Genomic DNA, 24167 nt, shown 5'->3' with positions numbered 1-24167 from the left:
ACCTATCCTCTTATTTTTTATTCACAGCTGCATCTGCATCTGGTTCAAATGTTGCAATTGCTTTATCAATATTACCGCCATTACGTTTAACATTTGCCGCAAACTGATTACGGAATTGTAAACCAAGATCAATACCCGATACATTGATATTACGGATTTTCCATTGTGAACCATGATCAGCCAATTGGAATGACACTGGAATTTTCTCGCCTTTGTTATTAAAGTCGATGGTCACCACAGGATTTTTGCTGCCCGTATCTTTATATGGACGCAGGGTATAAGTCTGGTTAGTATATTTTGCAAAAGCCGAACCGTAGTTTTCAATTAAGGTATTACGGAAATTTTGCTCAAATTTCGCACGTTGTGCAGCATTACTATACTGATTAGTCGCATAAGTCCCCATCACAATACGTGTGAATGCTTGACCATCAACATAGGGATCAAGATTTTGACGCACAATCGCTTTCACAGCAGCTGGATTGTTTTGCAATTTTGCATGATCTGTTTTCAAACGTGTAATCAAACCATCTGCAACACGTTTTACAAATGCTGACGGTGCTTCTGCAGGGGCTGCATTCGCAGCAGTTGCAAGCATAGTCGCTAATGCTGTTGCTGTAAGAGTTTGTTTCATTAAAATATTCATCTTTCAATATTTCCTCTAATGTTTATTCAACAAAAGATGTTTGAGCATCTGTCGTTTCATTTGATGCATCTTGTGAATCTGATGCACCCTCTGATGATTTCCCTGCACCACCAGTAATAAATTTAGAAATAAGGTCTTCCAGATCCATTGTACCTTGGGTATTTGAAACGCTTTCACCACGTTTCACATAATTCAAACCACCACCTGGAACAACTTTGAGGTATTTCTCACCTAAAAGACCGTTGGTTGCAACCATTATGTAAGCATCCTCATCAATACTGGTGATGGATTTCATGTTACTCAATAGTTGCTGTTCCATTTCTTTTTGTTTCTTTGCATCAGCCGCTTGATAATCTGAACTATAACGCAATTCTTCTAACGCATTTTGTTGTACAGTTTTGAGTTGTTTTGGACTAAAACTGGTTAATGAGCCATCAAGATCAAATTTTACAGTCGCTAAACGTGTCACAGGATCTAGACTGATCGATTCTACCTGACCAATTTTCACCCCACTCATGGTCACTTTCGCACGTGGTTTTAAACCATTGACATTGTCAAATGTTGCAGACATTTCATAACTGTCTTTTAAATTTGTACCAACTAAACCACTGACTTTCATAGCCAAGAAAAATAGCGCAATACCGAAGATGATGACAAAAACACCTACGGCCAACTCACTTGTACGTGATTTCATTAAACACCTCCAAACATGACCGCAGTCAACACAAAATCAAAACCTAATACACATAATGATGAATACACGACTGTACGTGTTGTAGATGTCGCAATCCCTTCTGATGTTGGTTCACAAGCATAACCTTGATAGACTGCAATCCAAGTACAGAGCAAAGCAAAAACCAAACTTTTTATAATTGTGCCATTAAAGACATCTTTGTAAAATTGAGTACTGCTCATGATGCCACTCCAATAAGAGCCTTCATCTGCACCCAAAAAGTCCACACCCACCATTTTACCGCCCATAATACCAATAGCAGCAAAGATCACAGACAACATCGGTAAACTCACAATGCCTGCCCATAAACGCGGTGAAATCACACGCTTTAATGGATCAACACCGATCATTTCCATACTCGAAAGCTGCTCTGTAGCTTTCATTAAACCAATTTCTGCAGTTAATGCAGAACCTGCACGACCTGCAAACAGCAAGCCAGCAACAACAGGAGCAAGCTCACGTAATAAGGTTAATGATACCGCCGCCCCCAACATTGCCTCACTGCCTAAAGTGACGAGAATGTTATACATTTGCAAGCCGAGTACCGCACCAATAAACAAGCCTGATACAGCAATGATCAAAAACGACAATACGCCGACTCGATACATTTGATAAATAAAAAGTTTTACACCTAACCATGTGGGCATTGAAAATAAAATGCGTAACAACATCAGTGTTGCAACGCCAATGCCTTGAATACGCTCTAAAACACGTCTACCTAATAAGGCAATTGCATTCATGAAATGACCTCATTGCTTAAATAGGCTTGATGGCTAAATTGATAATCAACAGGACCTTCAACAGATCCCGTTAAGAACTGACGCACAAATGGGGATGCATGTTCACGTAATTGTGCAGGTGTACCCTCACCCTGAACTTTCCCTTCAGCCACAACATAAATGTAATCTGCAATAGATAATGTTTCATCCACATCATGCGAAACAATAATCGTAGTCAAATCTAAAGCTTCACGCAAAGAGCGGATCAAGCGTGATAATACCCCCATCACAATAGGGTCTTGCCCTGCAAAAGGCTCATCATACATGATTAAATCTGGATCTAAAGCAATCGCACGTGCTAAAGCAACACGACGATTCATCCCGCCTGAAAGCTCTGAAGGCATGAGTTTTTCTGAACCACGCAAACCAACAGATTCAAGCTTTAATGCAACAAGTTCAGCAATTAAATTTTCTGGTAATTTTGTATGTGCACGAATAGGAAAAGCGACATTTTCATATACAGACATATCCGTAAATAAAGCACCACTTTGGAATAGCATTCCCATACGTGCACGTGCTGCAAATAATTCGTGACGTGACATACTGGCAATATTCTTAGCATCCAGTAATATTTCACCTTGATCTGGAGTTAATTGCCCACCAATCAAACGTAGTAATGTGGTTTTCCCTGTGCCAGATGGCCCCATAATTGCGGTAATTTGCCCACGACGAATTTGTAAGTTCACATTGTCATATATGACACGCTCCCCTCTCCTAAAGCTTAAATTTTTAACTTCAATTAGAGCTTGAGTATTGGGAAATAATTGATTATTCATAGCTGAACGTTTTCCTGCATTCATCAGCTCGCATACTATACTCTGAAATCAAGATTTTTGTTGTAATTAAAGATAAAGAACAATGTCTAATTTTTATCACTAAAAATCGGATGGGTATTTTGTAGAAGAATAATGGTGTGGATTTTTATTTATGTTTTAATTCACTTTAAAATTTCATGAATATTTAAAGCAAGCTACTATAAATAAAATACACAATATTTGAAATCAGTAAAATCGAAAAAATATATAGCATAATTTCCCCATAATTTTCTTTCATCATAATATAAGCCTACAGGTTAATTTATCACACCTTAACATAAATGTGATTTAATTCACAAATATTTAAGCAAATGTACCATAATTAAGCATAAAAAAACCAGCATAAATGCTGGTTTTTGTTTTATAGAAGATATTAGTCGTTAAATTTACGACGTGGACGATCTTCACCACTTTCACGACGTGGACGGTCATTATTGAATTCACGACGTGGACGGTCATTGCTGAACTCACGACGTGGACGATCTTCACCGAATGAACGCTTTGGACGATCCGAGAAGTTACCTTCACGACGTGGCTTATAGTCTACACGATTGCCGCGATTATCATCATTTGAATCAAAACGTGGTTTATCATTGAAGCCACCTTCGCGACGTGGGCGATCATTATTGAACTCACGACGTGGACGATCTTCAAACCACCTTCACGACGTGGACGGTCATTGCTGAACTCACGACGTGGGCGATCTTCAAAACCACCTTCACGACGTGGACGATCATTATTGAACTCACGACGTGGACGATCTTCACCACCAAATGAACGTTGTGAACGGTCACCAAAACCACCTTCACGACGTGGTGGACGATCACCAAAATCACGCTTTGGACGATCATCACCATAAGATGGACGTTCGCCACGAGGTTTATCATCAAAGCTACGACGTGGACGGTCATCACCACCTTCACGACGTTTGAAATTGCTTTCACCTTCAAAGCGACGACCACCATCACGACCGCGACCGCCACCAAAACCACGACCATCACGACCACGACCGCCACCATTGCGACCACGACCATCACGACTACCACGTGCAGGTGGTGGAGATGGCTCTAAACCTTCGATTTCAGAAACATCTAAACGAGTTTCTAAATAATCTTCTAAAGCACGGATTTTGCCACGCTCACGGTAAGTCGCCAAAGTAATTGCTTTACCTGTACGACCCGCACGACCTGTACGACCAATACGGTGTACATAGTCTTCGTTCTTCATTGGAAGACCGAAGTTAATTACATGTGAAATCGTTGGTACGTCTAAACCACGAGCTGCTACGTCTGTAGCAACAAGGATTTTTGCACGACCTTCACGGATGCTACGTAAACGACGGTTACGTACTGTTTGCGGCATTGCACCATGGAGTGCAACAACTGACAAACCTGCTTCAGTTAATTCTTCAGCAAGCATATCCGTGTCTTCTTGTGTAGACGCAAATACAACTGCTTGATCCAAATCTTCTTCATTTAACCAATGCGTAAGCAATTTTTTCTTATGCTCAAAACCATCAGTCCAATGTAAAGTTTGGGTAATATCAGTATTTGTTGAATGACCTGTTTCAATTGCAATACGCTCAGGATCATTCATCATGCGTTCAGCAAGGTTAATGATACGTGGTGCAAATGTTGCAGAGAACATTAATGTTTGTTTACGGTTTGCAGCCAAATCGCTAATCGCTTCAAGGTCTTCAGAGAAACCTAAGTCAAGCATACGGTCAGCTTCGTCAACAATTAAAGAATCAACTTTATCAAGTTTGATTTGACGACGATTTACAAGGTCAAGTAAACGACCTGGGGTTGCAACAACAACTTGTGCGCCTTTTAATTGTTGGATTTGCTTACCAAAAGGCATACCACCCATGATTGCAGCAACACGAACACCTTTCATGTGACGTACAAGAGCGATTGCATCTTGACATACTTGCTGTGCAAGTTCACGAGTAGGAGAAATCACTAAAATATTTGGTTGAGTGACTGCTTTCATACGTTCTTTAAAAGGAACAAATATGTCTTCTTGACCAGCCAAAGCGTTTAATGTAGGGAGTAAGAATGCAGCAGTTTTACCAGAACCTGTTTGGCTTGATACAAGAAGATCTTTGCCTTCCATAGCCGCTGGAATAGATTGTTCTTGCACTGGTGTAGGTGCAGTAAAACCAAGAGATTCAAGTGCTTTTTGTAGCGACTCGTCTAAAGAAAAATCAGCAAAAGTTTTGCTCATAGAGATATTCACCCGAATGTGGGTGCTCCATTAAATATATATGGTCTGATGGACATCGGCAAAAAGCGGCACAGCAATTATCGCTGAAAATATAGAATCAGCGGCGATCCGAGAACGACGATGCGTATAACGCACACATGATTACAGCCGCAACCTGAAGGAATCGCTTTAGCGATTGGGTGGGGCGCGATATAATGTCCTCTCTTGGGACCGGACGCGCATACACAATATAGAAGGAATGTTCAGGTAATGAACGAAATTTAGTGCGTGCGCGGAGTATAGCAGAATTTAAAATAATGTCACGAAGTTTTATTGTTTTTTCCTGTGAGTGATAATTTAGTCATCATTGGGAATTAAATAAAAAATTGAATCTAAATCTTCATCTTCTATAATATCAGTGACTGCCAATGCTAGACACTCGACTGTAAATTGGTTCAAAATAATTACATTGGTTTGCCAGTGATATGCTCCTGAAGCACACTCTCCAGTTTGTTTATTCTTTTCCATTATAGATTGAATATTTGCAGTAGTCGTTGCACTCCCCCAATAGGTCTTTCCATCAGTTTTAATCGTAAAATCTATATTTTGATGAGTAGTATCTTCATTAGGTATCTGATGATGTGTTACCAAACTAAATTTTTCGTTTTGGTAAATTGTTTTCAATACACTTATTCCTAATTAATGTTTGAACGCCAGTTATTTTCTCGTTTCACTCTTGTAGTGTGAAATACCAAAATGGTTGATACTTCAACCCTAGTAAATGCATGAAAATCTAATTATAAATTAACCATAAACAGTCTAAAATTCCACATTCAAGCAAATAAAACTAAATAATTAGAATTTATTATCTAGCTGAAAAGGATATGGATAATATGTAGGGCATCCTGTTATTTTAGCCAATCTATATCTAGCTTCATCTCGTATTTGTTTATCTAACGAACTTGTATAGAGCTGAATAACAGCTATCGACTCTTCAGTTCCAATACTTTCAAGCGCCCAAAAACATTTTTATAAAATGCCCCATAATAATCATAGTCTAAATAAGAAAGTTGAGGTTTTAACGCCACAACCTTCTTCAAATAAGGTATAGCATAAGGATTTTTACGAAATTGTAAATTCTGAATAATCTCTGCATGATCATAATGATCCAATTCAAGCAATTTCTCACACTCAACTTCTATAGAAAGTGTTTCATTTACCCACCAAAATTCTTCATAGTTTTGATTTTCATATTTCATCAAAGTGCTACATGATTTTGGCAATAAAAGTAGACTTAATTTTTTGTAATATATCACTCTATTTCCTCATTTATTATTCTAGTTAAAATATCGCAAAAAAGCCCTCATTCACATGAAGGCTTTTCAAAACTCAAACTACAAAAGCATAAATTACTTCGCAGCTTCACCCCAAGCAGGAACAACTTGTTGCATGAGTGGTTTTAACATTTTCATAGAACATGCGATCACTTGACCGTTTTCCATAGAATCAGAACCACCACGTGCATCCACCACTGTACCGCCCGCTTCTTTCACGATGAGCTCGCCTGCTGCGATATCCCAAGGTTTCAAACCAAGTTCAAAATAACCATCTAAACGACCTGCAGCGACATAAGCCAAGTCCAATGCAGCAGAACCTGCACGGCGATATTGCGCACCCGCTTCAGTGACATTCAATAATGAATCAAAATGGTTTTTTGCATAAGAAACCACTTCACCATTACGGATTTTACGGAATGCATGACCAACACCCATGAACGTATTTTCAAGGCTGTCTTTGACATTTACACGGATACGGCGTTGGTTCAACATTGCACCACGACCACGGCTCGCAGAGAACAACTCATCTTTCACAGGGTCATAAATAACACCGTGTTGAGTAATGCCTTTGTGTTGAACAGCGATAGAGACACAGAAATGAGGGAAACCGTTAATGAAGTTTAAAGTACCATCTAAAGGATCAATCACCCAACACCAATCAGCGTCGTGACCTTTACCTTCTTGCAGACCAAACTCTTCACCAAGGAAGCTGTGATTTTTATAACTTTTACGAAGCGTATCAATGGTTAGCTGTTCAATGTAGCGATCTACACGTGTTACAGGACCATCAATACCTTTTTCTTCGACTTGTAGATCGAGTTTATGACGATTTTGATGCGCTTTTAAAAGCTCTTGACCAACTAATTGAGCCGCACGCGCAGCCATCACCACCATAGGTTCCATTGAACACCCACTACAAATTTGAAGATACTGATAAAGAATAATGCATAAAAGCCTCGACATTTTAGCAAATATCGAGGCTTTTAGGGAAAATTTGTTGCTAAATTTTAGTGTGACTCATTTTTCATGAATATTTACATCAATTTAGCAGATAGACTTAAATATGCTGAACCAACTTTGTCCAAGCGTGTTCAATTGAATTTTGAATGCCTTTTGCATCCAAACCACAATCTTGCAACATTTCAGCATGACTGGCTTGTGGTAAAAATTCATCAGGTAAACCAAGGTTTAACATTGGCTTGAGAATTTGCGCTTGTGCCATAAATTCATTCACAGCACTGCCCGCACCTGCCATCACGGCATGTTCTTCTACAGTCACGAACAGACTGGTCTTATCTGCCAAATCGCGAATGATTTGCTCATCCAATGGTTTCACAAAACGCATATTGACCACACGTACAGCAAGATCAAGTTTACTCGCAAGTTGTTTTGCCGCTTCAACTGCGATACTGACACGACTACCAAATGCAAGAATGCTAATACATTCATCATGCTCAAGATTAAATTCAGCAACGATTTCAGCTTTACCCATTTCAAGGGTGGTCAACTGTTGTTGAATCTCAACACCTAAACCATTACCACGTGGATAACGCACTGCAGTTGGACCTTGATGTAAATAAGCAGTGTGCAACATTTGACGACATTCATTTTCATCTTTTGGTGCCATGATCACCATATTTGGCACAGTGCGCATAAATGCGTAATCGTATGCACCCGCATGGGTTGGACCATCTTCACCGACCAAACCTGCACGATCAATTGCAAAAGTCACATCAAGATTTTGCAAAGCAACATCATGAATCAGTTGATCATAACCACGTTGTAAGAATGTTGAATAAATCGCAACGACAGGTTTTAAACCTTCACATGCCATACCCGCAGCCAAAGTCACCGCATGCTGTTCCGCAATCGCCACATCGAAATAGCGCTCAGGGAATTGCTTGGCAAATTTAACCATACCCGAGCCTTCACACATTGCAGGGGTAATGGCGAGTAATTTGTCATCTTGTGCAGCTTCATCACACAACCATTGCCCAAATACATCTGAATACTTTGGTGCTGTATTTTTCGCAGGGCTTACGTTTAATTTGCTAATCGCATGATATTTAATTTGATCTGCTTCCGCAGGAGCAAAGCCTTTACCTTTCACTGTATAAATGTGAATCAGGCGTGGACCTTTACGTTTTTTCAGTGCATTAAAAACTTGTACGAGTTGATCAACATCATGTCCATCAAATGGACCAAAATAGTCAAAACCAATCGCTTTAAATAGATTATCGGCAGCATCAGTTGCAGACTCATGTAAACGAGAGGTGTAATCCCATTCAGGGCAATCTTGCACAAAAGCTTGACCGTGTTCATCAATATTGACGAACTGACCTTGTTCCCAAATCGAAGCTAAATGTTTAGCAAAACCACCTGTGCTTTGCGAAATTGACATATCATTGTCATTCAATACAACCATCATGTCCGCATTGTGAGCAACCGCGTCATTCATCGCTTCAAATGCCATACCTGCGGTCATCGCCCCATCACCAACGATGGCAACCACTTCACGTAGAGATTTTTGATAGCGACTGGCTAAAGCCATGCCCAAGCCTGCTGAAATCGCAGTCGATGAATGCCCTACACCAAAGGTATCAAATACAGATTCTTCACGTGCAGGAAAAGCCGCCAAACCATTTTTAGCACGAATCGTACGAAGTTGTTCACGGCGACCTGTTAAAGCTTTGTGCGGATAAGCCTGATGACCAACATCCCACACCAAACGGTCTTCTGGCGTATTAAAACAATAGTGCAATGCAACAGTGAGTTCGATAACGCCAAGATTAGCGCCAAAATGCCCACCACTTTGTCCGGCAGCATACAAAATAAATTGACGCAATTCGTCTGCGACCTGTGGCAATTGGCTTTGCTCAAGTTGACGTAATTGTTGAGGATGATCAATCACATCCAACAAAGGCGTTACAGGACGTTGACTAGGTATTTCGGTATACAACATATGTGGCAAAGCCTTCTAAAGCCTGGCAAATCTAAGCTAGGTACACGGGTTAGCATGATCGTGAGACTGAATCATATCACATTCGATCAGCCACATTTATAATGATGCGTCATTGGATGGTTTCCAAATCCACAAGCGTGTTCGTAGCGTCAATTATCCTGAATAATCTATCTATATCAACTATTATTGCGTGCTTTGCACAAAAAAGAAATTTTTTATCTCAGACTTCACAATAAAATCACAATACACGATTCTACCAAAGTGCGAGCATTGCGTTATACTTTAAGCAATTTCTAAACAAAAAATGGAAGATTCTGTGCCAATAGCGTTTGTTGCCACTTCAAAATTACCAACAGCTTATGGTGATTTTAAAATTTCTGTATTTCAGGATCCGCAAACGGGTGAAGAACATGTTGCACTTTCTACAGGTTTGGAAAATGCGCCGACTGAGCCTGTTCTTGTTCGTATTCATTCTGAATGTTTAACAGGTGATGCCTTTGGTTCTTTGAAGTGCGACTGTGGTCCACAACTGCACAACACCATGAAAATGATGAATGATGCAGGGCAAGGTGTGATTTTATATTTACGTCAGGAAGGTCGTGGTATTGGTTTGACCAATAAAATCCGTGCCTATGCACTACAAGATCAAGGACATGATACCGTAGATGCAAACTTGTTATTAAATCTTCCTGCCGATGCACGTACCTATGAGATGTGTAGCATCATGCTGGATCATTTACAGGTCAAACAAGTCAAACTCATCACCAATAACCCTCTGAAATTAAAGGCTTTGACTGATTTAGGAATTAATGTCATTGATCGTGTGCCATTGACTGTCGGTTTAAATGAATTCAATGCGGACTATTTAAAAACTAAACATGATCGTATGTCACATATGTACGAAAAAGATGATTTTTAAAATAGCACTTTTAAGAAAAATCACCTCATTTAAAAATTAGAGATGAAGCAAATGAAGTTTTCTTCCATTTTATTTGCTTGTACTCTTTTTGTGCAGAGTAGATTTACACATGCAATTGCAGCAAAACATCAACTACAATAATGATGCAAAATACATCTGAAAGCTTTCAACACATAAATCCCGTAAGTGTAGATTCTGAAGATTAGCAATAAGTCACACCGACATTTGAAAAATTTCTAATATTATCGAGTTAAAAAGCACTGAAAAAATTTTGAATACATGAGCATATGGTGGAGAAATCAAACATATAATTGAACAAGGAATCATTAAACTGCATGAATGATCTGTAAAAATCTATGTTAAATTCAATATAAATGTCATTCCACAATACTGTAAAAAAGAAATGATCAAAACCTTACTTTTTTTATGGTTTTGTGCTTTTATATACGTATTACAGTATATTTTTGAATTCAAATCTTCCCAATGAGGGTCATCATGCAGAATCCTACTTCAGCTGATATTCAACGTGTCCGTGAATTTCTCCTCGACTTACAAGCACGTATCTGCGCGGGCTTAGAAACCCGTGAACTCGAAAGCGGTGGTACAGCAACATTTGAAATTGATGATTGGGAACGTCCCGAAGGTGGCGGTGGTCGTTCACGTGTTTTACAAAATGGTACAGTGATTGAAAAAGGTGGTGTGATGTTCTCACACATCAATATTTCCAAGCTGCCTGCTTCTGCCACCGAACGCCATCCTCAAATTGCAGGTGCAAAAGCTCAAGCCATGGGTGTTTCACTGGTCATTCATCCTAAAAACCCAAATGTACCCACTTCACATGCAAATGTACGTTTATTTGTTGCTGAACCTGAAGGTCAAGACCCGATTTGGTGGTTTGGTGGTGGTTTTGACTTAACCCCATTTTATCCTGATGATGCAGATGTGTTGGCTTGGCATCAAAAAGCAGCAGATCTGTGTGCACCATTTGGTGAGCAAGTCTATGCTGAACACAAAAAATGGTGTGATGATTATTTCTATTTAAAACATCGTGATGAGCAACGTGGTATTGGTGGATTATTCTTTGATGATCTAAATCAATGGGATTTTGAAAAATGTTTTGAATATATCCAAGCTGTGGGTAATGGCTATCTCGAAGCAATTTTACCTATTTTCCAAAAACATCAAAATCAATCCTATACCAAGGCACAACGTGATTTCCAACTGTACCGCCGTGGTCGCTATGTTGAATATAATTTAGTGTACGATCGTGGAACATTGTTTGGTTTACAAACTGGTGGTCGCATTGAATCGATTCTGGTCAGTATGCCACCGCTTGCTGCATGGTCTTATCGCCCTGAATGGGATGAAGATTCAGCAGAGAAACGTTTAACTGATTATTATTTAAAACCAAAAGATTGGCTTACAGAATTAAAATAATTTTAATGTTAAATATAAACAGAAATTCTAAATTTTAGGTTTCTGTTTATAGTTTATATGTTCCATCACCCCAATCTTTTCATTTCTCTAAACAAACTACACACTCACATAGTTTGTCACACTTTCCTCGCAGCTTTTTCTTTTTTTCATAGATAAATGACGTACACTTGACTCAAAACCTAATCCCATTTTATGGACAGCAGAATAATTTTTTATTTGCTATTTTGTATGCCCAATGCTCAGGAAATTGAGATGCAGACAAAACGTATTAACCTTAATTATGCGGTATTTTTCACACTTTGCATTACCCTCATTAGTGCTATTAGTACTGTGATTTTTTCCGAAAAACCATTCAATGACAATTTTGGATTCAGTCTAATGTTTTTTGCAATCATTGGCTTATGTCTAAATATGTCTCATATTTTTATGGATACCATCCGCAATATTTGTAATCCTTAATTTTTTTATATTGTTCAATACTATTGTGCAAAGATAGGCTTTAGAGCTATACATTTTTGACGTATATTAAGCCCTTATTTTAGCCCAAGGATGTTGCAACATGCGCAAACAGTTTGCCGTTATTGGTAATCCCATCGAACAATCACGCTCACCTGAACTTCATCATGCATTTGCTGAAAAGACTGGAATCTCGCTTGATTATGCCAAACGTTTTGCGCCTTTAGATGGTTTTGAAGACAGTGTTCGTACTTTTTTCGCTGACAATGGTCAGGGTATGAATGTCACTGTACCTTTTAAAGAACAAGCATTTGCTTTATGTCAGCACTTGTCTGAACGTGCCAAAATTGCAAAAGCTGTCAACACTTTATGGATGGAAAATGGCGAATTACATGGCGATAACACCGATGGACAGGGTTTAGTTGAGGCCATTCAAGCTTTAGATTGGGCATTGGACAATGCTTCCATTTTAATCATTGGTGCTGGCGGCGCAACTCGTGGGGTGATTTACCCATTAGTACAAGCAGGCGTGAAAAAAATTGTGATTGCCAATCGTACCCTTGCACGTGCTGAGCAATTAATCTCTGATCTTCAAGATTCCGTAGCTACAGCAACATTATCTGCATGCGCTTTAGATGATCTTCATGGACAATTTGACATCGTCATTAATGCTACCTCAGCAAGTTTGTCAGGTGATATTTTGCTGTTACCTGAAAGCTTACAGTTTAATGCCGCTTATGAAATGGCGTATGGCAAAGCATCAAGCTTTTTAGAGCAGGCTAAAGCACGTGGTGTAGCCACCTCTGAAGGTTTTGGTATGTTGGTTGGACAAGCCGTTGAAGCTTTTTATATTTGGAATGGTGTGAAACCGAATATTAAAGATTTTCTCTAAAAAATCATTTCGCTTAAAATAAAAGAACCTCCGCAGAGGTTCTTTATGCAGTTTAAAACCTTACTTTAAATTTGCAGCGTTCAAAGCCTCATAGGTTTCTTTAAATAATGCATAATCAATAAATTCAACTGACTCTTCTGTTAAATTTTTCACCATTTCATTTTTAAACTTGTTATTTTTCAATGCAACATAGACTTTACCTAAAGTATTTACGGTTTTCTTAAATTCAGCCTGTTGCAAAGCCTCTACACCATTTTCTTCCTCAAATTTTTGCGTATAGTAATATGCAAATACAGCTTCTGTGGTCTTATATTTTTTCACCAATTGCTGCATTTCATTCACACTTTTTTGTGCAGCCATCGCACTGGTTACAATATCATCAACATCATTACCCAGATCATGATCAAACTGCTCATCTTCTTCTAAATGATGCTTTTTCTGTAATGCTTCAATCTGTTTTAATGCCTGCCCTTTCGGATTGTAGATATCTTCATCACTATAAGAATAAGCATAAACTGCTGCGATCTCTTGTAAGTCTTGTGCTGAATATTGCTTAATAATCTCTGGAGACTGTTGAGTTAATTTAGCAATAAATACTGCTTTATAGGTTTTTTCATAAGACTGATTTTGCTGATACAACGTGGTTGCCAATTTTGCTAAATATTCAGAAAAGTCCATTGTTTCAGCTTGGCTTTCAGATGAATCATCTTTTCCACCAAACAGTTTTTGCATTGGACTGCCTTTAAAGATTTCCTGAAATGATTTGGCTTGACTTAAAGCTTGACGGTCGATTTTATTGGCATTGCCATAGTTTTTAATCTGCATATCAAATTTGACGTTTAATTTACGATCAAAATCAGCTAAATCATACTTTAAATCATAATCTGCTTTAACCATACGCCCCTGTTGATCCAAGAAAACATCTATCGTCACTGGATTACGCTTTTCTTTAGGAACAAGAACAGTATTAATATCCGCTTGGTGATCTAACCACAATTGTTTAAATTGTTGAGCATTCACCAACTCACCTTTACCACCCAAAGTCGCAAATTTTTCAGTCAAAGCCCTACTTTTTGCCGATAACTGCATTTCAACTAGCGATGGTGCTGAAGCTACTTCAAAAACATCTATATCATAAGCATATTGGCAATATGCAACATCACCTATGCGAAGATTGGCTTTATTTTCAGTTAAATCATCACATTGTTGTGCTGTCAACAATACGCCTTCTTCAGATGCAGACTCTTCATCTTCTTGTGCTGCCGATTCATCTTCGTCTTCGTCACTTACTGCAACCGTAGCATCTGCGGCTGCCGCAATAGCTACATCTGCTGCTACAGCAGCTGTTGCATCTTTTGTGGCTCCTACAGTTTCAACATCTTCATCTTCATCAGAGATATCTAAAACCGTTTTATTCACTGCTTCATACAATGTATACATTGCAGCAGTTGCCTCATCTCGTTCTTCATCCGTTGCAGTTTCTTCTGCGGCATATTCAGCTTCTGCTTCAGCAACGGCTTGAGCTGCTAAACTCTCAATCGCCGATTTCTCTGCTGCTGCGGCATCCATACCAAATACTGATTGCATCAAATATTCACGGTTGACTGTGTTATATAAGTTCGCTTGTAAAAAAAACTCTTCAATACTGCTATTCAAACGGATTTTTTCAACAATCCCTTGCTGTTTTTCCGCATCACTCACACGCAAACTTTGTATTTGATCTGGATCAGCCAAAACATAACTGGTTGCACTGGATTGCTTTAAAAATTCGATCAAGGCTTTGCTATTTACCTTTGAAATTTGATCCTTATATTTTGAAAAATCTAAATAAGCGTATTTATCTTGATCTTGTGAATTTGCCAAATAAGGCATTAATGAAAAGATTTGGGTATAAAATTTATAATCATTAAAATCAACAACTGTTGGCACACGTACCGCAACCAATAAATTTGGTTTTTTATATTCTGCGGAAATATTCATTGATGCTATTTTTTGACGATAATTGACCGTACCGTCATAACTCATATTTAAATCATTTAGCATATTTTCAACAAAACCAGCACCTTTACCTAAAACATCAGACAAAGAAGCCACGTCTTTTTGGGCAATATTTTGATACAGTGCTTTCTTTTCCGCAGTGCTTAATTTGATGTTTTGTGCTTTTAAATATTGCTCTAATTTTCTTTCAATTTCAGCATCTAAGCTTTGGACTTTCTTGGCATTATTGTTTGTTTTTGCACTTTGATTTTGAGTTAAATTCACATTGACTTGACCAGAATAATCAAAGTTTGGATACTCATAAATTGCGTTTATAGCTTGAGTTGCTCGTGCCGATGGCGCTAAGTCTGTTTGTACTGAATTGGATTTTATGACATGTGATGAACATGCAGTTAAACTTAAACTAAAAAGACTTAAACTTAAATATTTTAATCGCATAATGTTACCTAACACCTTGAATAATTATAATTACCAATAGACGTCTTTAAAAGAATATTTTAAAAATTGTTTAAAATTATATCAAAAAAAAATAAAAATGCATTGCATCATTTCTTACATATTCGCTTTTCTGACATTTTTTTTAACGACTATTATCAATGTAATTCAGTAATGTTTATGAATAATGAAACTATAGATTTTAAATCCACAACTATTTTTAAATTAGGATTAAAGACATGCCAGCATATAAAGCCCCGCTCCGTGATATTCGTTTTTTAATGAATGAAGTATTTGATTACCCTGCTCACTATAAAACTCTCTCTATTGGCGAAAATGCCGATGCAGATACAGTAGATATGATTTTAGAAGGTGCTGCAGATTTTTGTGAAAATGTACTTTCTCCGCTGAACCAATCAGGTGATGAAGAAGGCTGCCAATTTAAAGATGGCGAAGTGACTACACCTAAAGGTTTCAAAGAAGCATATAACCAATTTATCCAAGGCGGTTGGCAAGGTTTGTCTTACCCTGAAGAATTTGGTGGTCAAGGCTTACCGATGTCACTCAACCTTGTAAAATCAGAAATGATGGGTTCTGCAAACTGGTCATTCACCATGTACCCAGGTTTGAGCATGGGTTGTATGAATACGATTCTACAATTTGGTACAGAAGAACAAAAAAATCTGTATATGCCACCACTTACTGCAGGTACTTGGTCAGGTACGATGTGTTTAACTGAGCCTCAGTGTGGTACTGACTTAGGTCAAGTTAAAACCAAAGCAGAACCTAAAGCAGATGGTACTTATGCCATCACAGGTACAAAAATCTTCATCTCTGCGGGTGAACATGATTTAACTGAAAATATCGTACATATCGTTCTTGCACGTCTTCCAGATGCACCAGCAGGTACTAAAGGTATTTCACTGTTCATCGTACCTAAGTTCATTCCAAATGCAGATGGTAGTGTCGGTGAGCGTAACCCTGTGACTTGTGGTTCGATCGAACACAAAATGGGGATCCGTGCGTCTGCAACTGCTGTATTGAACTTTGATGAAGCGACTGGTTATTTGATCGGTGAAATCAACAAAGGTTTACATGCAATGTTTACCTTCATGAACACTGCTCGTATTGGTACTGCGGTACAAGGTCTTGCACATGCAGAGTTGTCTTTCCAAGGCGCTTTACCTTATGCCAAAGATCGTATGTCTATGCGTGCACTTTCAGGTAAAAAAGATCCTGAACGTGTTGCAGATGCGATTATTCACCATGCTGACGTACGTCGTATGTTATTGACGCAAAAAGCCTTTGCTGAAGGTGGTCGTTCAATGATTTATCACGCAGCTCAGCTTGCAGATAAAATGGCAGATGCACTTGCACAAGGTGACCAAGCGAAGTTTGATGAATATGATGACAAACTTGGTTTCTATACACCAATTTTGAAAGGTTTCTTGACTGAAATGGGTCTTGAGTCTGCAAACTTAGGTATGCAAGTCTTTGGTGGTCATGGTTATATCAAAGAACACGGCATGGAACAGATTGCTCGTGATGCACGTATCTCTACATTGTATGAAGGGACAACGGGTATTCAAGCACTCGACTTAATTGGTCGTAAAGTTCTTCTATCTTCTAAAGGTAAAGTGGTTCGTGAATACACTGCTGAAATCTTAAAATTCTGTGGTCAACATGCACGTAATAAATACATGCGTCGTTTTGCATGGGACTTAACTAAAGTATGTGCACAGTGGAATGCTTTAACTGTTCGTATCATGCTTGCTGCACGTAAAGACCGTGACATCGTATCTTCTGCATCTGTAGACTTCTTGATGTTCTCTGGTTATTCAATGATGGCATATTATTGGGCACAACAAGCAGCCGTAGCATCTGAAAAATTGGCTTCAGGTACAGGTTCAGAAACCCCTGAATTCTATAAAGCCAAAATCAAAGTTGCTGATTTCTACTTTGACCAATTGTTGCCACGTGCACAAGGTCATGCAGAATCTATGGTGAACCCATCTAAAACCACGATGGCGCTTGAAGCAGAACATTTTAGTTTTGATTACTAAGTTTCTAATTTAAATATTTAAGTTTAGAAAACAAAAAGACCACTACGGTGGTCTTTTTTATGTTATGAATAAAACACTTGTATAGAGGATCAATAATGCTACAACGTGCAACCCAAGAAGACTTTCCTATTTTAATTGAAATATGGGAACGCTCTGTCAGAGCAACACATGACTTTCTCCCAGAAGCCGAAATTAATGAGCTAAAACCATTAATTTTGAATGAATATTTCCAACATGTGCTATTGCACAAATATATAATAGATGAGCAAATTATTGGGTTTATCGGTACAAGCCCTGACAATATTGAAATGTTATTTATTGAACCTGACTTTAGAAGTCAAGGGATTGGTAAAGCCTTAACATTGTTTGCCATTGAAAAACTTAATATTCAAAAAGTCGATGTCAACGAGCAAAACCCGCAAGCCGTTGGCTTCTACCAAAAACTTGGATTTGAAGTCATCGCAAGATCTGAATTAGATGGTCAAGGTAAAGCCTATCCCCTTTTACATTTAAAATACAGCGCTAAAGTCTAGCGCTGTTTTATATCAAAATACTGTGTAATGAAGCTTTGAACGCCCCCGTTTCTTTACATACTGTTTTTATGCATTTTTTGATAATAATCATTTAAATACCTTCCAAAACATAATTGCTCATTCTTCTTTTGGCGCTGGTGCTTTCACCGTTTTCAATAATTTAAATTTATTATTTTCAAAAAGATAAAATCGTGTTGTTAAACTTTCCACTTCCCAGTTTTCATTCATATTTTCTTCTTGCGTGACCAATAAACGACTATTGGCACGCGAATCAATCACATCTTCCTGACTTTCTTCGCCACCAAAACCACCTGCCAATAACTTGCCTGTGCGCTTATTGACAAATGAATAAACCCGACAGCTTGCCCCGCAACCCCACATGGTGATGACATATTCTCCTGCAAAATCAGGCTTTTCTTTTAAAGCCTCACGCAGTCGAGTACGAAACATACGTGCATCAGGATCAGACATGTCCAATTGTGCAGTTTTGCCTGTATAAAGTTTAACAGGATAATCGGTAAATTGAGGAACATTGGTTTTGCCGTGAACCCACCCTATACTGAGGATTGAAACACACACAGCCATCAAAAATTTATTCATTTATTTTAATCCTGACTAAAGTAAAGTCCACAACATCGAAATGCCTGCCAAAAATAACATTGCGTCAAGTAATACATTAAACATGCGTTCTGATATTTTCAACACAAATAATTTACCGAGATAATTACCCAACATCAGTGATAATCCGACCAATACCCCTGCAAAAACCACTTCTTGTTTTAAAACACCCAATGCACCAAAAGCGATACTTTTCGATGCATACAAGGCAAATGATGCCGCTGCTTCTGTAGCGAGCAATGCTCCTTTGGTTAAACCAAAACCACTGAAAACAGGCAATAATAATGGACCTGTCGAAAAGACCATTCCTGTCAGATAACCAAGCACTGCACCTGCAATCAGCAAATGGACTTGATTGAGTATAAAGCCTTTACGTTTGGCTAAATGGCGCAAAGGAATAAGTGCAATAAAAAATAAACCGATACACAGATTGGAAATATTCGCAGGTATGACCCACAATGTATTTGCACCCAAAGCAGCCGCAGGCACACCGACACCACTAAACAGTAGAAAGGCTTTGAGATTTAGTTCATGTCGCCACAGCACAACTCGGGAAATATTGCCCATAATCGAGGCAATTGCCATGATTGGCACTGCCAATTTTGCACCAAATATATAAGCAAGAATCGGCAATAAAATAATGGATGAACCTGTTCCCACTACGCCACTGATCATGCCCGAAAGCACACCAATCACTGCCAATGCAAAATAAATCATCGTGTTGTCAATTCACCTTAGTCAGGTTAAAACTTCAAAGAAATTCTTCCAAAACAGAGTTTAAAAATATATGTCCTTTGTCCGTACAATTAAGAACTTCAACACTAGTCATTGCAACCCATATATTTACGTTTTCGCCATTAGACTTCTTGCGAAAGTTAGTTTCAGCAAAATCTAAATTAATATTGAAGGTTCCCTCTCTTTTCAGGATGAGAAACATCGTTTCGCAAGAGGGAGAGGTTTTCTATTTAAAAGCCCTCATCCTTTTGCGGAGTTACCTCCTCATTCTAAAGGGAGAAGAAACTTCCAATATTGTTTTGAATATGTTTTAAATCTAAAATTTGAACATTTTTCGACCTATGCAAGAGGTCTATTTTACTTTTAAATTTTCAACTTTTAATGCTTCATTATTTGAAAAACAAATCCAATGAAAACAATGAAACTTGCTAAAACAGGCAAATACCACACTGACCAATCAAAATGAAAAATTAAACCACCAATTCCTGCCCCAATTGCACCACCCAAATATAATGCAGATTCATTTAAGGCAACAGCCAATTCACCACCACCCTTTTGTTCTCTTTCGATGATTAATTGTTCATTTTGAGGCACTTGTAAAGCCCAACCCACTGCTCCCCACACCATAATTGGTAATAATGTCAGCCATGGACTCAGTAATGCCAACAAAGGAATCATCAATAAACTAATACTCAATATCAACATAATCCACGATGTTAATTTTTTATTCGACATCCTCTTAGCCACACCCCCCACTAAGACACTTCCTAATATTCCTCCAATTCCCCAAAACCATAAAAATACCGTAATATTTTGAACACTACCAAAAGTAGAGGAATTTAAAAAAGGAAATAAATATGTATAGAAGCCAAGACTAGCCACTGCTGCAAGAAGAGAAATCAAAAGTATTTTCAGAACTCGCTGATCACTTAAAAGTTTAAGCTTCTCTCTCAATGTCTGCACTGTAATATTTTGAATTATGGGTAATTTTAAATATAAACCGACGAAAGCTAAACCACCTAAGACTGAAATCATATACATAGATGCCTGCCAGCCCAACTGATTTGAAATGAGCAATCCAATCGGTACTCCAAGTACCGTACCTGCCGCCATCCCTCCCATAATAATCGAAATAGCCTGTCCTCGCTGTTGAGGATCTACCACAGTTGTTGCAATCGCTATGCCTATAGCCAAATAAACACCTGCACCTATACCTGCAAGAAGCCGTGAAACCAAAAGCATAAAGAAGTCGGGAGCTATAGCACTGATAAAATTAGCGATAAAAAATATGAAAAGCGCAGATAATAAACCCTGTTTTTGTTTATTTTCAGGCAATAACGCTACAATAACAGGTGAACCAAGACCATAAGCCAGAGTAAAAACCGTCACTAGCTGAGCCGTTAAAGTGATTGATACATTAAAGTCATGTTGAATGAGCGGTAATAAACCTGCTGTAATATACGATGACATGCCTAAAGAAAATGCACCAATCGCAATAAAATACACTGCCAAAAAATTTGAATTATTTTGAGTTTTAACCATACTAATGACATACAAAATGAATGAATAACTCAATCTACGCCACTATTTTAATTTGTATATATCTTACATTTTTGAGCTCAAGTATAGTTTTTGGTACCTAAAGCAGAGAGTTTATGAAGCAAAATCACTCAGGTTGTCCCGTCGAAGAAGTTTTTGTTCAATTAGGTGGACGTTGGAAAATTATGATTTTATCGTTTCTCTTAGAAGAACCTAAACGCTTTAATGAGATCAAAAAAAGCATTCCTAATATTTCACAGCGGATGCTTGTTTTAGAACTCAATTTCTTGGAAAGCAAAGGTTTTATAAAAAGAACGGTATATTCTGAAAAACCTTTAAAAGTAGAATATTCTCTTACTGAGGAAGGACAATATCTTGATCGCCTCATTTTAATGTGCCGTGAGTATGGTACATGGATCAGAGAAAGAGAATTTATGCGTAATCAATTTGATCAAAACCAATAAATTGTTACATTTATTGGTGATCCAAGAACAGAAATTTAAATAAATTATAAAAATTCTTCCAACACTGAGTTTAAAAATATATGTCCTTTATCTGTACAATTGAGAATATTTTCATCATCGACCATCAACTGACGCTGACGAAGTGATTTTAATAATTCATCCAAATGCGCCAAATCCAAACCTGTACGTTGTGCATAAATTGCAGAAGCCACACCCTCATTTAAACGCAAGGCATTCATCATAAATTCAAATGGCATATCTTCGTTTTCAATGCGCTTGAACTGTAAATTTTCCGCAGGCACTTTGGCTAAATAGTCTTTTGGCAAGCGAGTTTTTTGAAAACGATACACACCATCAGGCTGAGTGACTTTGCCATGCGCTCCTGCACCGATCGCCAAATAATCCCCGAATTGCCAATAATTTAAATTATGTGCCGAAGGTTTTTCTTTACGCCACGCGGACACTTCATAATTGATAAAGCCTTGTGCTTTTAAGTAGGCTTCACCCTGCTCTTGAATATCTTCAAGGACATCATCGACAGGTAAAATCGGTTGGGTACGGAAAAATACTGTATTCGGTTCAATGGTCAACTGATACCATGAAATATGTGTTGCACCACTTTCCACGGCGAGTTTTAAATCCAATAAAGCTTGTTCTATGCTTTGCTCAGGCAAACCATGCATCAAATCCACATTGACCCGTTCAAAACCTGCTTGTTTGGCATGTTGAATGGCTGAAATCGCATCATCGTTGGAATGAATACGTCCTAATTTTTGTAAATGTTCAGTATTAAAACTTTGTACACCAATCGATAAGCGATTAATTCCCGCAGCTAAATAATCTGCAAATGGATCGTGTTCTACCGTTCCCGGATTGGCTTCTAAAGTGATTTCACAGTCTTTTTCAAAGGGAATAAGTGCTTTCAGTTGTGTAAATAGCCATTGATAACTTTGTGCTGAAATGAGTGATGGCGTTCCTCCACCGATAAATACACTATGAATTTCACGCCCCTGTGCAAAATCAATTTGGGTTTTAAAATCCTCAACCAAAGCTTGTAAATATTCCTGTTCCAATGCCAAAGACAATTTTCCATCAGGTACAGCATGCGAATTGAAGTCACAGTACGGACATTTACGCACACACCACGGCATGTGAATATAAAGAGACAACGGAATATTTTGGGGATTTAAATCAGCCAAGGAACAAGCTCAGAACAGTATGGAGAATGAGGAATTTTAACATGAGTCGAGTCAATTCAACTCAATCTAAATAAAGCAAATCACAAATGATTTTTTGGCTTTATTTTCGCTTAATATATCCCTCCAAGAAAAAGAAAAGAGAACAACACTCATGGAAATTGATCATATTTTTATTCGTAGCCAATCTGCTGCACCTGAAGCAAAATTATTAAAAAGTTTTGGTTTGATTGAAGCAAGTGCAAATACTCATTTAGGACAAGGCACAGCCAATCGGCGTTTTTTCTTTAAAAATTTATTTCTTGAATTGCTCTTTCTTGAAAATATAGAAGATGCACAAAGTGAAACCACCAAGCCTACACAACTTTTTGAGCGTTTAAGTCACCATGATGCTGAGGTTTCACCATTTGGCTTTTGCTTCCGACCACAAAATGCCACGCAAACTGCTTCACCATTTTTAAGTTGGCACTATCATCCTGCTTATTTACCACCACATTTACATGTTGATATTGCACAACAGCTTTCTTTGGCTGAACCCATGTGGTTTTATTTATCTTTTGCAACTCGTCCTGATCAAGCTGCACCTGAAAAACAGCAACCATTTCAACATCGTCATGGTATATCTGAAGTCACAAAAATAAAGCTCCATATTCCCAAACTGTCAGAAAGTTTAACGGTGAATGAAGTTCAACATATTGAAAATTTTGAACTCATAGAAAGTGAAAAGCATCTTTTGGAAATGACTTTTGATCATGGTATACAGGGGTTAACACATGATTTTAGACCTGATTTACCGCTTATTTTTCATTATTAACTGATTATTCAACCCATGAATATTTTCATTCGCTCATGTCATAAATTTCCATTAGACTAAAAATCAATCAAGGACGATTGAGTGGTCAAACAATGATAAAACTCTCAAGCCAATTTCTCCTCCTGTTGCCATTAGCAATGGGCATCGGCATTGCTATGGCTTTTCAAACCGCGATCAATTCACAACTAAGAGAATATTTACACTCACCTTTGCAAGCTGCCCTTTTGTCATTTTTAATTGGTACAATAGTGCTCGCTATTTTTGTGTTTTTTCAGCCTGCATCTAAGCCCAATCTACACGATTTAGGTCAAATTCCTTGGTATCTATGGTTTGGTGGTTGTTTGGGTGTTTATGCGATCAGTATCAGCATTTACACTGCACCTAAACTTGGCTTTCTGACTTTGTCAGCTTTGATCATTTTTGGGCAGATCATGATGTCGATGCTGCTTGATCATTTCGGATGGCTCGGTGTGGAAAAAACTCAACTCAATTGGCAACGTCTTTTTGGTGGCGTGGTGATTTTTATTGGTGTGCTTCTCACTCTACAACGCTAACCTCCTTTCTTCTAAGCACATTTAAAACGAGTAATACGTG

21 protein-coding genes and 1 pseudogene are annotated in these 24167 nt (G+C 38.2%); 8 read left to right on the top strand and 14 right to left on the bottom strand.

Annotated elements, in window-relative coordinates; translation table 11 throughout:
- Positions 1-10: 10 nt before the first annotated feature.
- The 9 genes and pseudogenes from AVJ19_RS01625 to dxs all read right to left on the bottom strand — a co-directional run bounded on the left by AVJ19_RS01625 (position 11) and on the right by dxs (position 9474).
- A complete protein-coding gene (locus AVJ19_RS01625; RefSeq protein WP_111858090.1) occupies positions 11-643 on the bottom strand; it encodes an MlaC/ttg2D family ABC transporter substrate-binding protein in 633 nt (210 codons plus the stop codon).
- A 22-nt stretch (positions 644-665) separates the two neighbouring features.
- A complete protein-coding gene (locus tag AVJ19_RS01620) occupies positions 666-1337 on the bottom strand; it encodes an outer membrane lipid asymmetry maintenance protein MlaD (RefSeq protein WP_111858089.1) in 672 nt (223 codons plus the stop codon).
- On the bottom strand, positions 1337-2116 hold the full coding sequence (mlaE, locus tag AVJ19_RS01615; protein WP_111858088.1) for a lipid asymmetry maintenance ABC transporter permease subunit MlaE: 780 nt from the start codon (positions 2114-2116) through the stop codon (positions 1337-1339). The genes AVJ19_RS01620 and mlaE overlap by 1 nt, the downstream gene beginning before the upstream one ends.
- Entirely contained in the window at positions 2113-2931 is an 819-nt protein-coding gene (locus AVJ19_RS01610; RefSeq protein ID WP_111858154.1) for an ABC transporter ATP-binding protein, read from the bottom strand. Before AVJ19_RS01610 ends, mlaE begins: the two co-directional genes overlap by 4 nt.
- A gap of 412 nt (positions 2932-3343) precedes the next feature.
- Positions 3344-5196, bottom strand: a pseudogene (locus tag AVJ19_RS01605) (DEAD/DEAH box helicase).
- Between the two features lie 336 nt (positions 5197-5532).
- Positions 5533-5859 carry a hypothetical protein gene (locus AVJ19_RS01600; protein WP_111858087.1) on the bottom strand — a complete coding sequence of 109 codons (327 nt, stop codon included), beginning with the start codon at positions 5857-5859 and terminating at the stop codon, positions 5533-5535.
- Between the two features lie 299 nt (positions 5860-6158).
- A complete protein-coding gene (locus AVJ19_RS01595; RefSeq protein ID WP_111858086.1) occupies positions 6159-6434 on the bottom strand; it encodes a hypothetical protein in 276 nt (91 codons plus the stop codon).
- A 150-nt stretch (positions 6435-6584) separates the two neighbouring features.
- Positions 6585-7415 (bottom strand): inositol monophosphatase family protein, encoded by an 831-nt coding sequence (locus AVJ19_RS01590; RefSeq protein WP_065994065.1) that lies wholly within the window; start codon positions 7413-7415, stop codon positions 6585-6587.
- A gap of 154 nt (positions 7416-7569) precedes the next feature.
- Positions 7570-9474 (bottom strand): 1-deoxy-D-xylulose-5-phosphate synthase, encoded by a 1905-nt coding sequence (gene dxs / locus AVJ19_RS01585; protein ID WP_111858085.1) that lies wholly within the window; start codon positions 9472-9474, stop codon positions 7570-7572.
- Positions 9475-9790: 316 nt separating this feature from the next.
- Here dxs and ribA point away from each other — a divergent pair, with 316 nt between their 5' ends.
- From ribA to aroE, 3 genes are all read left to right on the top strand, one after another.
- Positions 9791-10393 carry a GTP cyclohydrolase II gene (ribA, locus tag AVJ19_RS01580; protein WP_111858153.1) on the top strand — a complete coding sequence of 201 codons (603 nt, stop codon included), beginning with the start codon at positions 9791-9793 and terminating at the stop codon, positions 10391-10393.
- 495 nt (positions 10394-10888) lie between these two features.
- The gene (hemF, locus tag AVJ19_RS01575) at positions 10889-11830 is read left to right on the top strand and encodes an oxygen-dependent coproporphyrinogen oxidase (protein ID WP_111858084.1); all 942 of its coding nucleotides are present in this window, start codon (positions 10889-10891) and stop codon (positions 11828-11830) included.
- 559 nt (positions 11831-12389) lie between these two features.
- The gene (aroE, locus tag AVJ19_RS01565; protein ID WP_111858082.1) at positions 12390-13178 is read left to right on the top strand and encodes a shikimate dehydrogenase; all 789 of its coding nucleotides are present in this window, start codon (positions 12390-12392) and stop codon (positions 13176-13178) included.
- Between the two features lie 60 nt (positions 13179-13238).
- On the opposite strand, the gene AVJ19_RS01560 is transcribed toward aroE, so the two are convergent.
- Complete coding sequence (locus tag AVJ19_RS01560; RefSeq protein WP_111858081.1) at positions 13239-15614, bottom strand: hypothetical protein; 2376 nt, start codon at positions 15612-15614, stop codon at positions 13239-13241.
- Between the two features lie 236 nt (positions 15615-15850).
- Between AVJ19_RS01560 and AVJ19_RS01555 the strand changes: the two genes are divergently transcribed.
- Complete coding sequence (locus AVJ19_RS01555) at positions 15851-17674, top strand: acyl-CoA dehydrogenase C-terminal domain-containing protein (RefSeq protein ID WP_111858080.1); 1824 nt, start codon at positions 15851-15853, stop codon at positions 17672-17674.
- A gap of 95 nt (positions 17675-17769) precedes the next feature.
- Positions 17770-18207, top strand: coding sequence for a GNAT family N-acetyltransferase (locus tag AVJ19_RS01550; RefSeq protein WP_111858079.1), 438 nt, complete (start codon positions 17770-17772; stop codon positions 18205-18207).
- Positions 18208-18324: 117 nt separating this feature from the next.
- Here AVJ19_RS01550 and AVJ19_RS01545 read toward each other — a convergent pair whose 3' ends face one another.
- The 3 genes from AVJ19_RS01545 to AVJ19_RS01530 all read right to left on the bottom strand — a co-directional run bounded on the left by AVJ19_RS01545 (position 18325) and on the right by AVJ19_RS01530 (position 21102).
- Positions 18325-18807 carry a hypothetical protein gene (locus AVJ19_RS01545; RefSeq protein ID WP_111858078.1) on the bottom strand — a complete coding sequence of 161 codons (483 nt, stop codon included), beginning with the start codon at positions 18805-18807 and terminating at the stop codon, positions 18325-18327.
- A 15-nt stretch (positions 18808-18822) separates the two neighbouring features.
- Complete coding sequence (locus AVJ19_RS01540; protein ID WP_111858077.1) at positions 18823-19542, bottom strand: sulfite exporter TauE/SafE family protein; 720 nt, start codon at positions 19540-19542, stop codon at positions 18823-18825.
- 396 nt (positions 19543-19938) lie between these two features.
- Positions 19939-21102 carry an MFS transporter gene (locus tag AVJ19_RS01530; RefSeq protein ID WP_111858075.1) on the bottom strand — a complete coding sequence of 388 codons (1164 nt, stop codon included), beginning with the start codon at positions 21100-21102 and terminating at the stop codon, positions 19939-19941.
- A 113-nt stretch (positions 21103-21215) separates the two neighbouring features.
- Between AVJ19_RS01530 and AVJ19_RS01525 the strand changes: the two genes are divergently transcribed.
- Positions 21216-21563: a winged helix-turn-helix transcriptional regulator gene (locus tag AVJ19_RS01525; protein WP_111858074.1), complete on the top strand. Its 348-nt coding sequence runs from the start codon at positions 21216-21218 to the stop codon at positions 21561-21563.
- 44 nt (positions 21564-21607) lie between these two features.
- Here AVJ19_RS01525 and hemW read toward each other — a convergent pair whose 3' ends face one another.
- On the bottom strand, positions 21608-22762 hold the full coding sequence (hemW, locus tag AVJ19_RS01520; protein ID WP_111858073.1) for a radical SAM family heme chaperone HemW: 1155 nt from the start codon (positions 22760-22762) through the stop codon (positions 21608-21610).
- Between the two features lie 151 nt (positions 22763-22913).
- Between hemW and AVJ19_RS01515 the strand changes: the two genes are divergently transcribed.
- On the top strand, positions 22914-23573 hold the full coding sequence (locus tag AVJ19_RS01515) for a glyoxalase-like domain protein (RefSeq protein ID WP_111858072.1): 660 nt from the start codon (positions 22914-22916) through the stop codon (positions 23571-23573).
- A gap of 92 nt (positions 23574-23665) precedes the next feature.
- On the top strand, positions 23666-24127 hold the full coding sequence (locus AVJ19_RS01510; RefSeq protein WP_111858071.1) for a DMT family transporter: 462 nt from the start codon (positions 23666-23668) through the stop codon (positions 24125-24127).
- Positions 24128-24167: the final 40 nt, after the last annotated feature.

Origin of the sequence: Acinetobacter sp. CFCC 10889, from assembly GCF_003268395.1 — a bacterium.
Lineage (GTDB): Bacteria > Pseudomonadota > Gammaproteobacteria > Pseudomonadales > Moraxellaceae > Acinetobacter.
The sequence above is the reverse complement of the archived record's forward strand: the minus strand, read 5'-3'. Positions and strand labels throughout refer to the sequence as shown.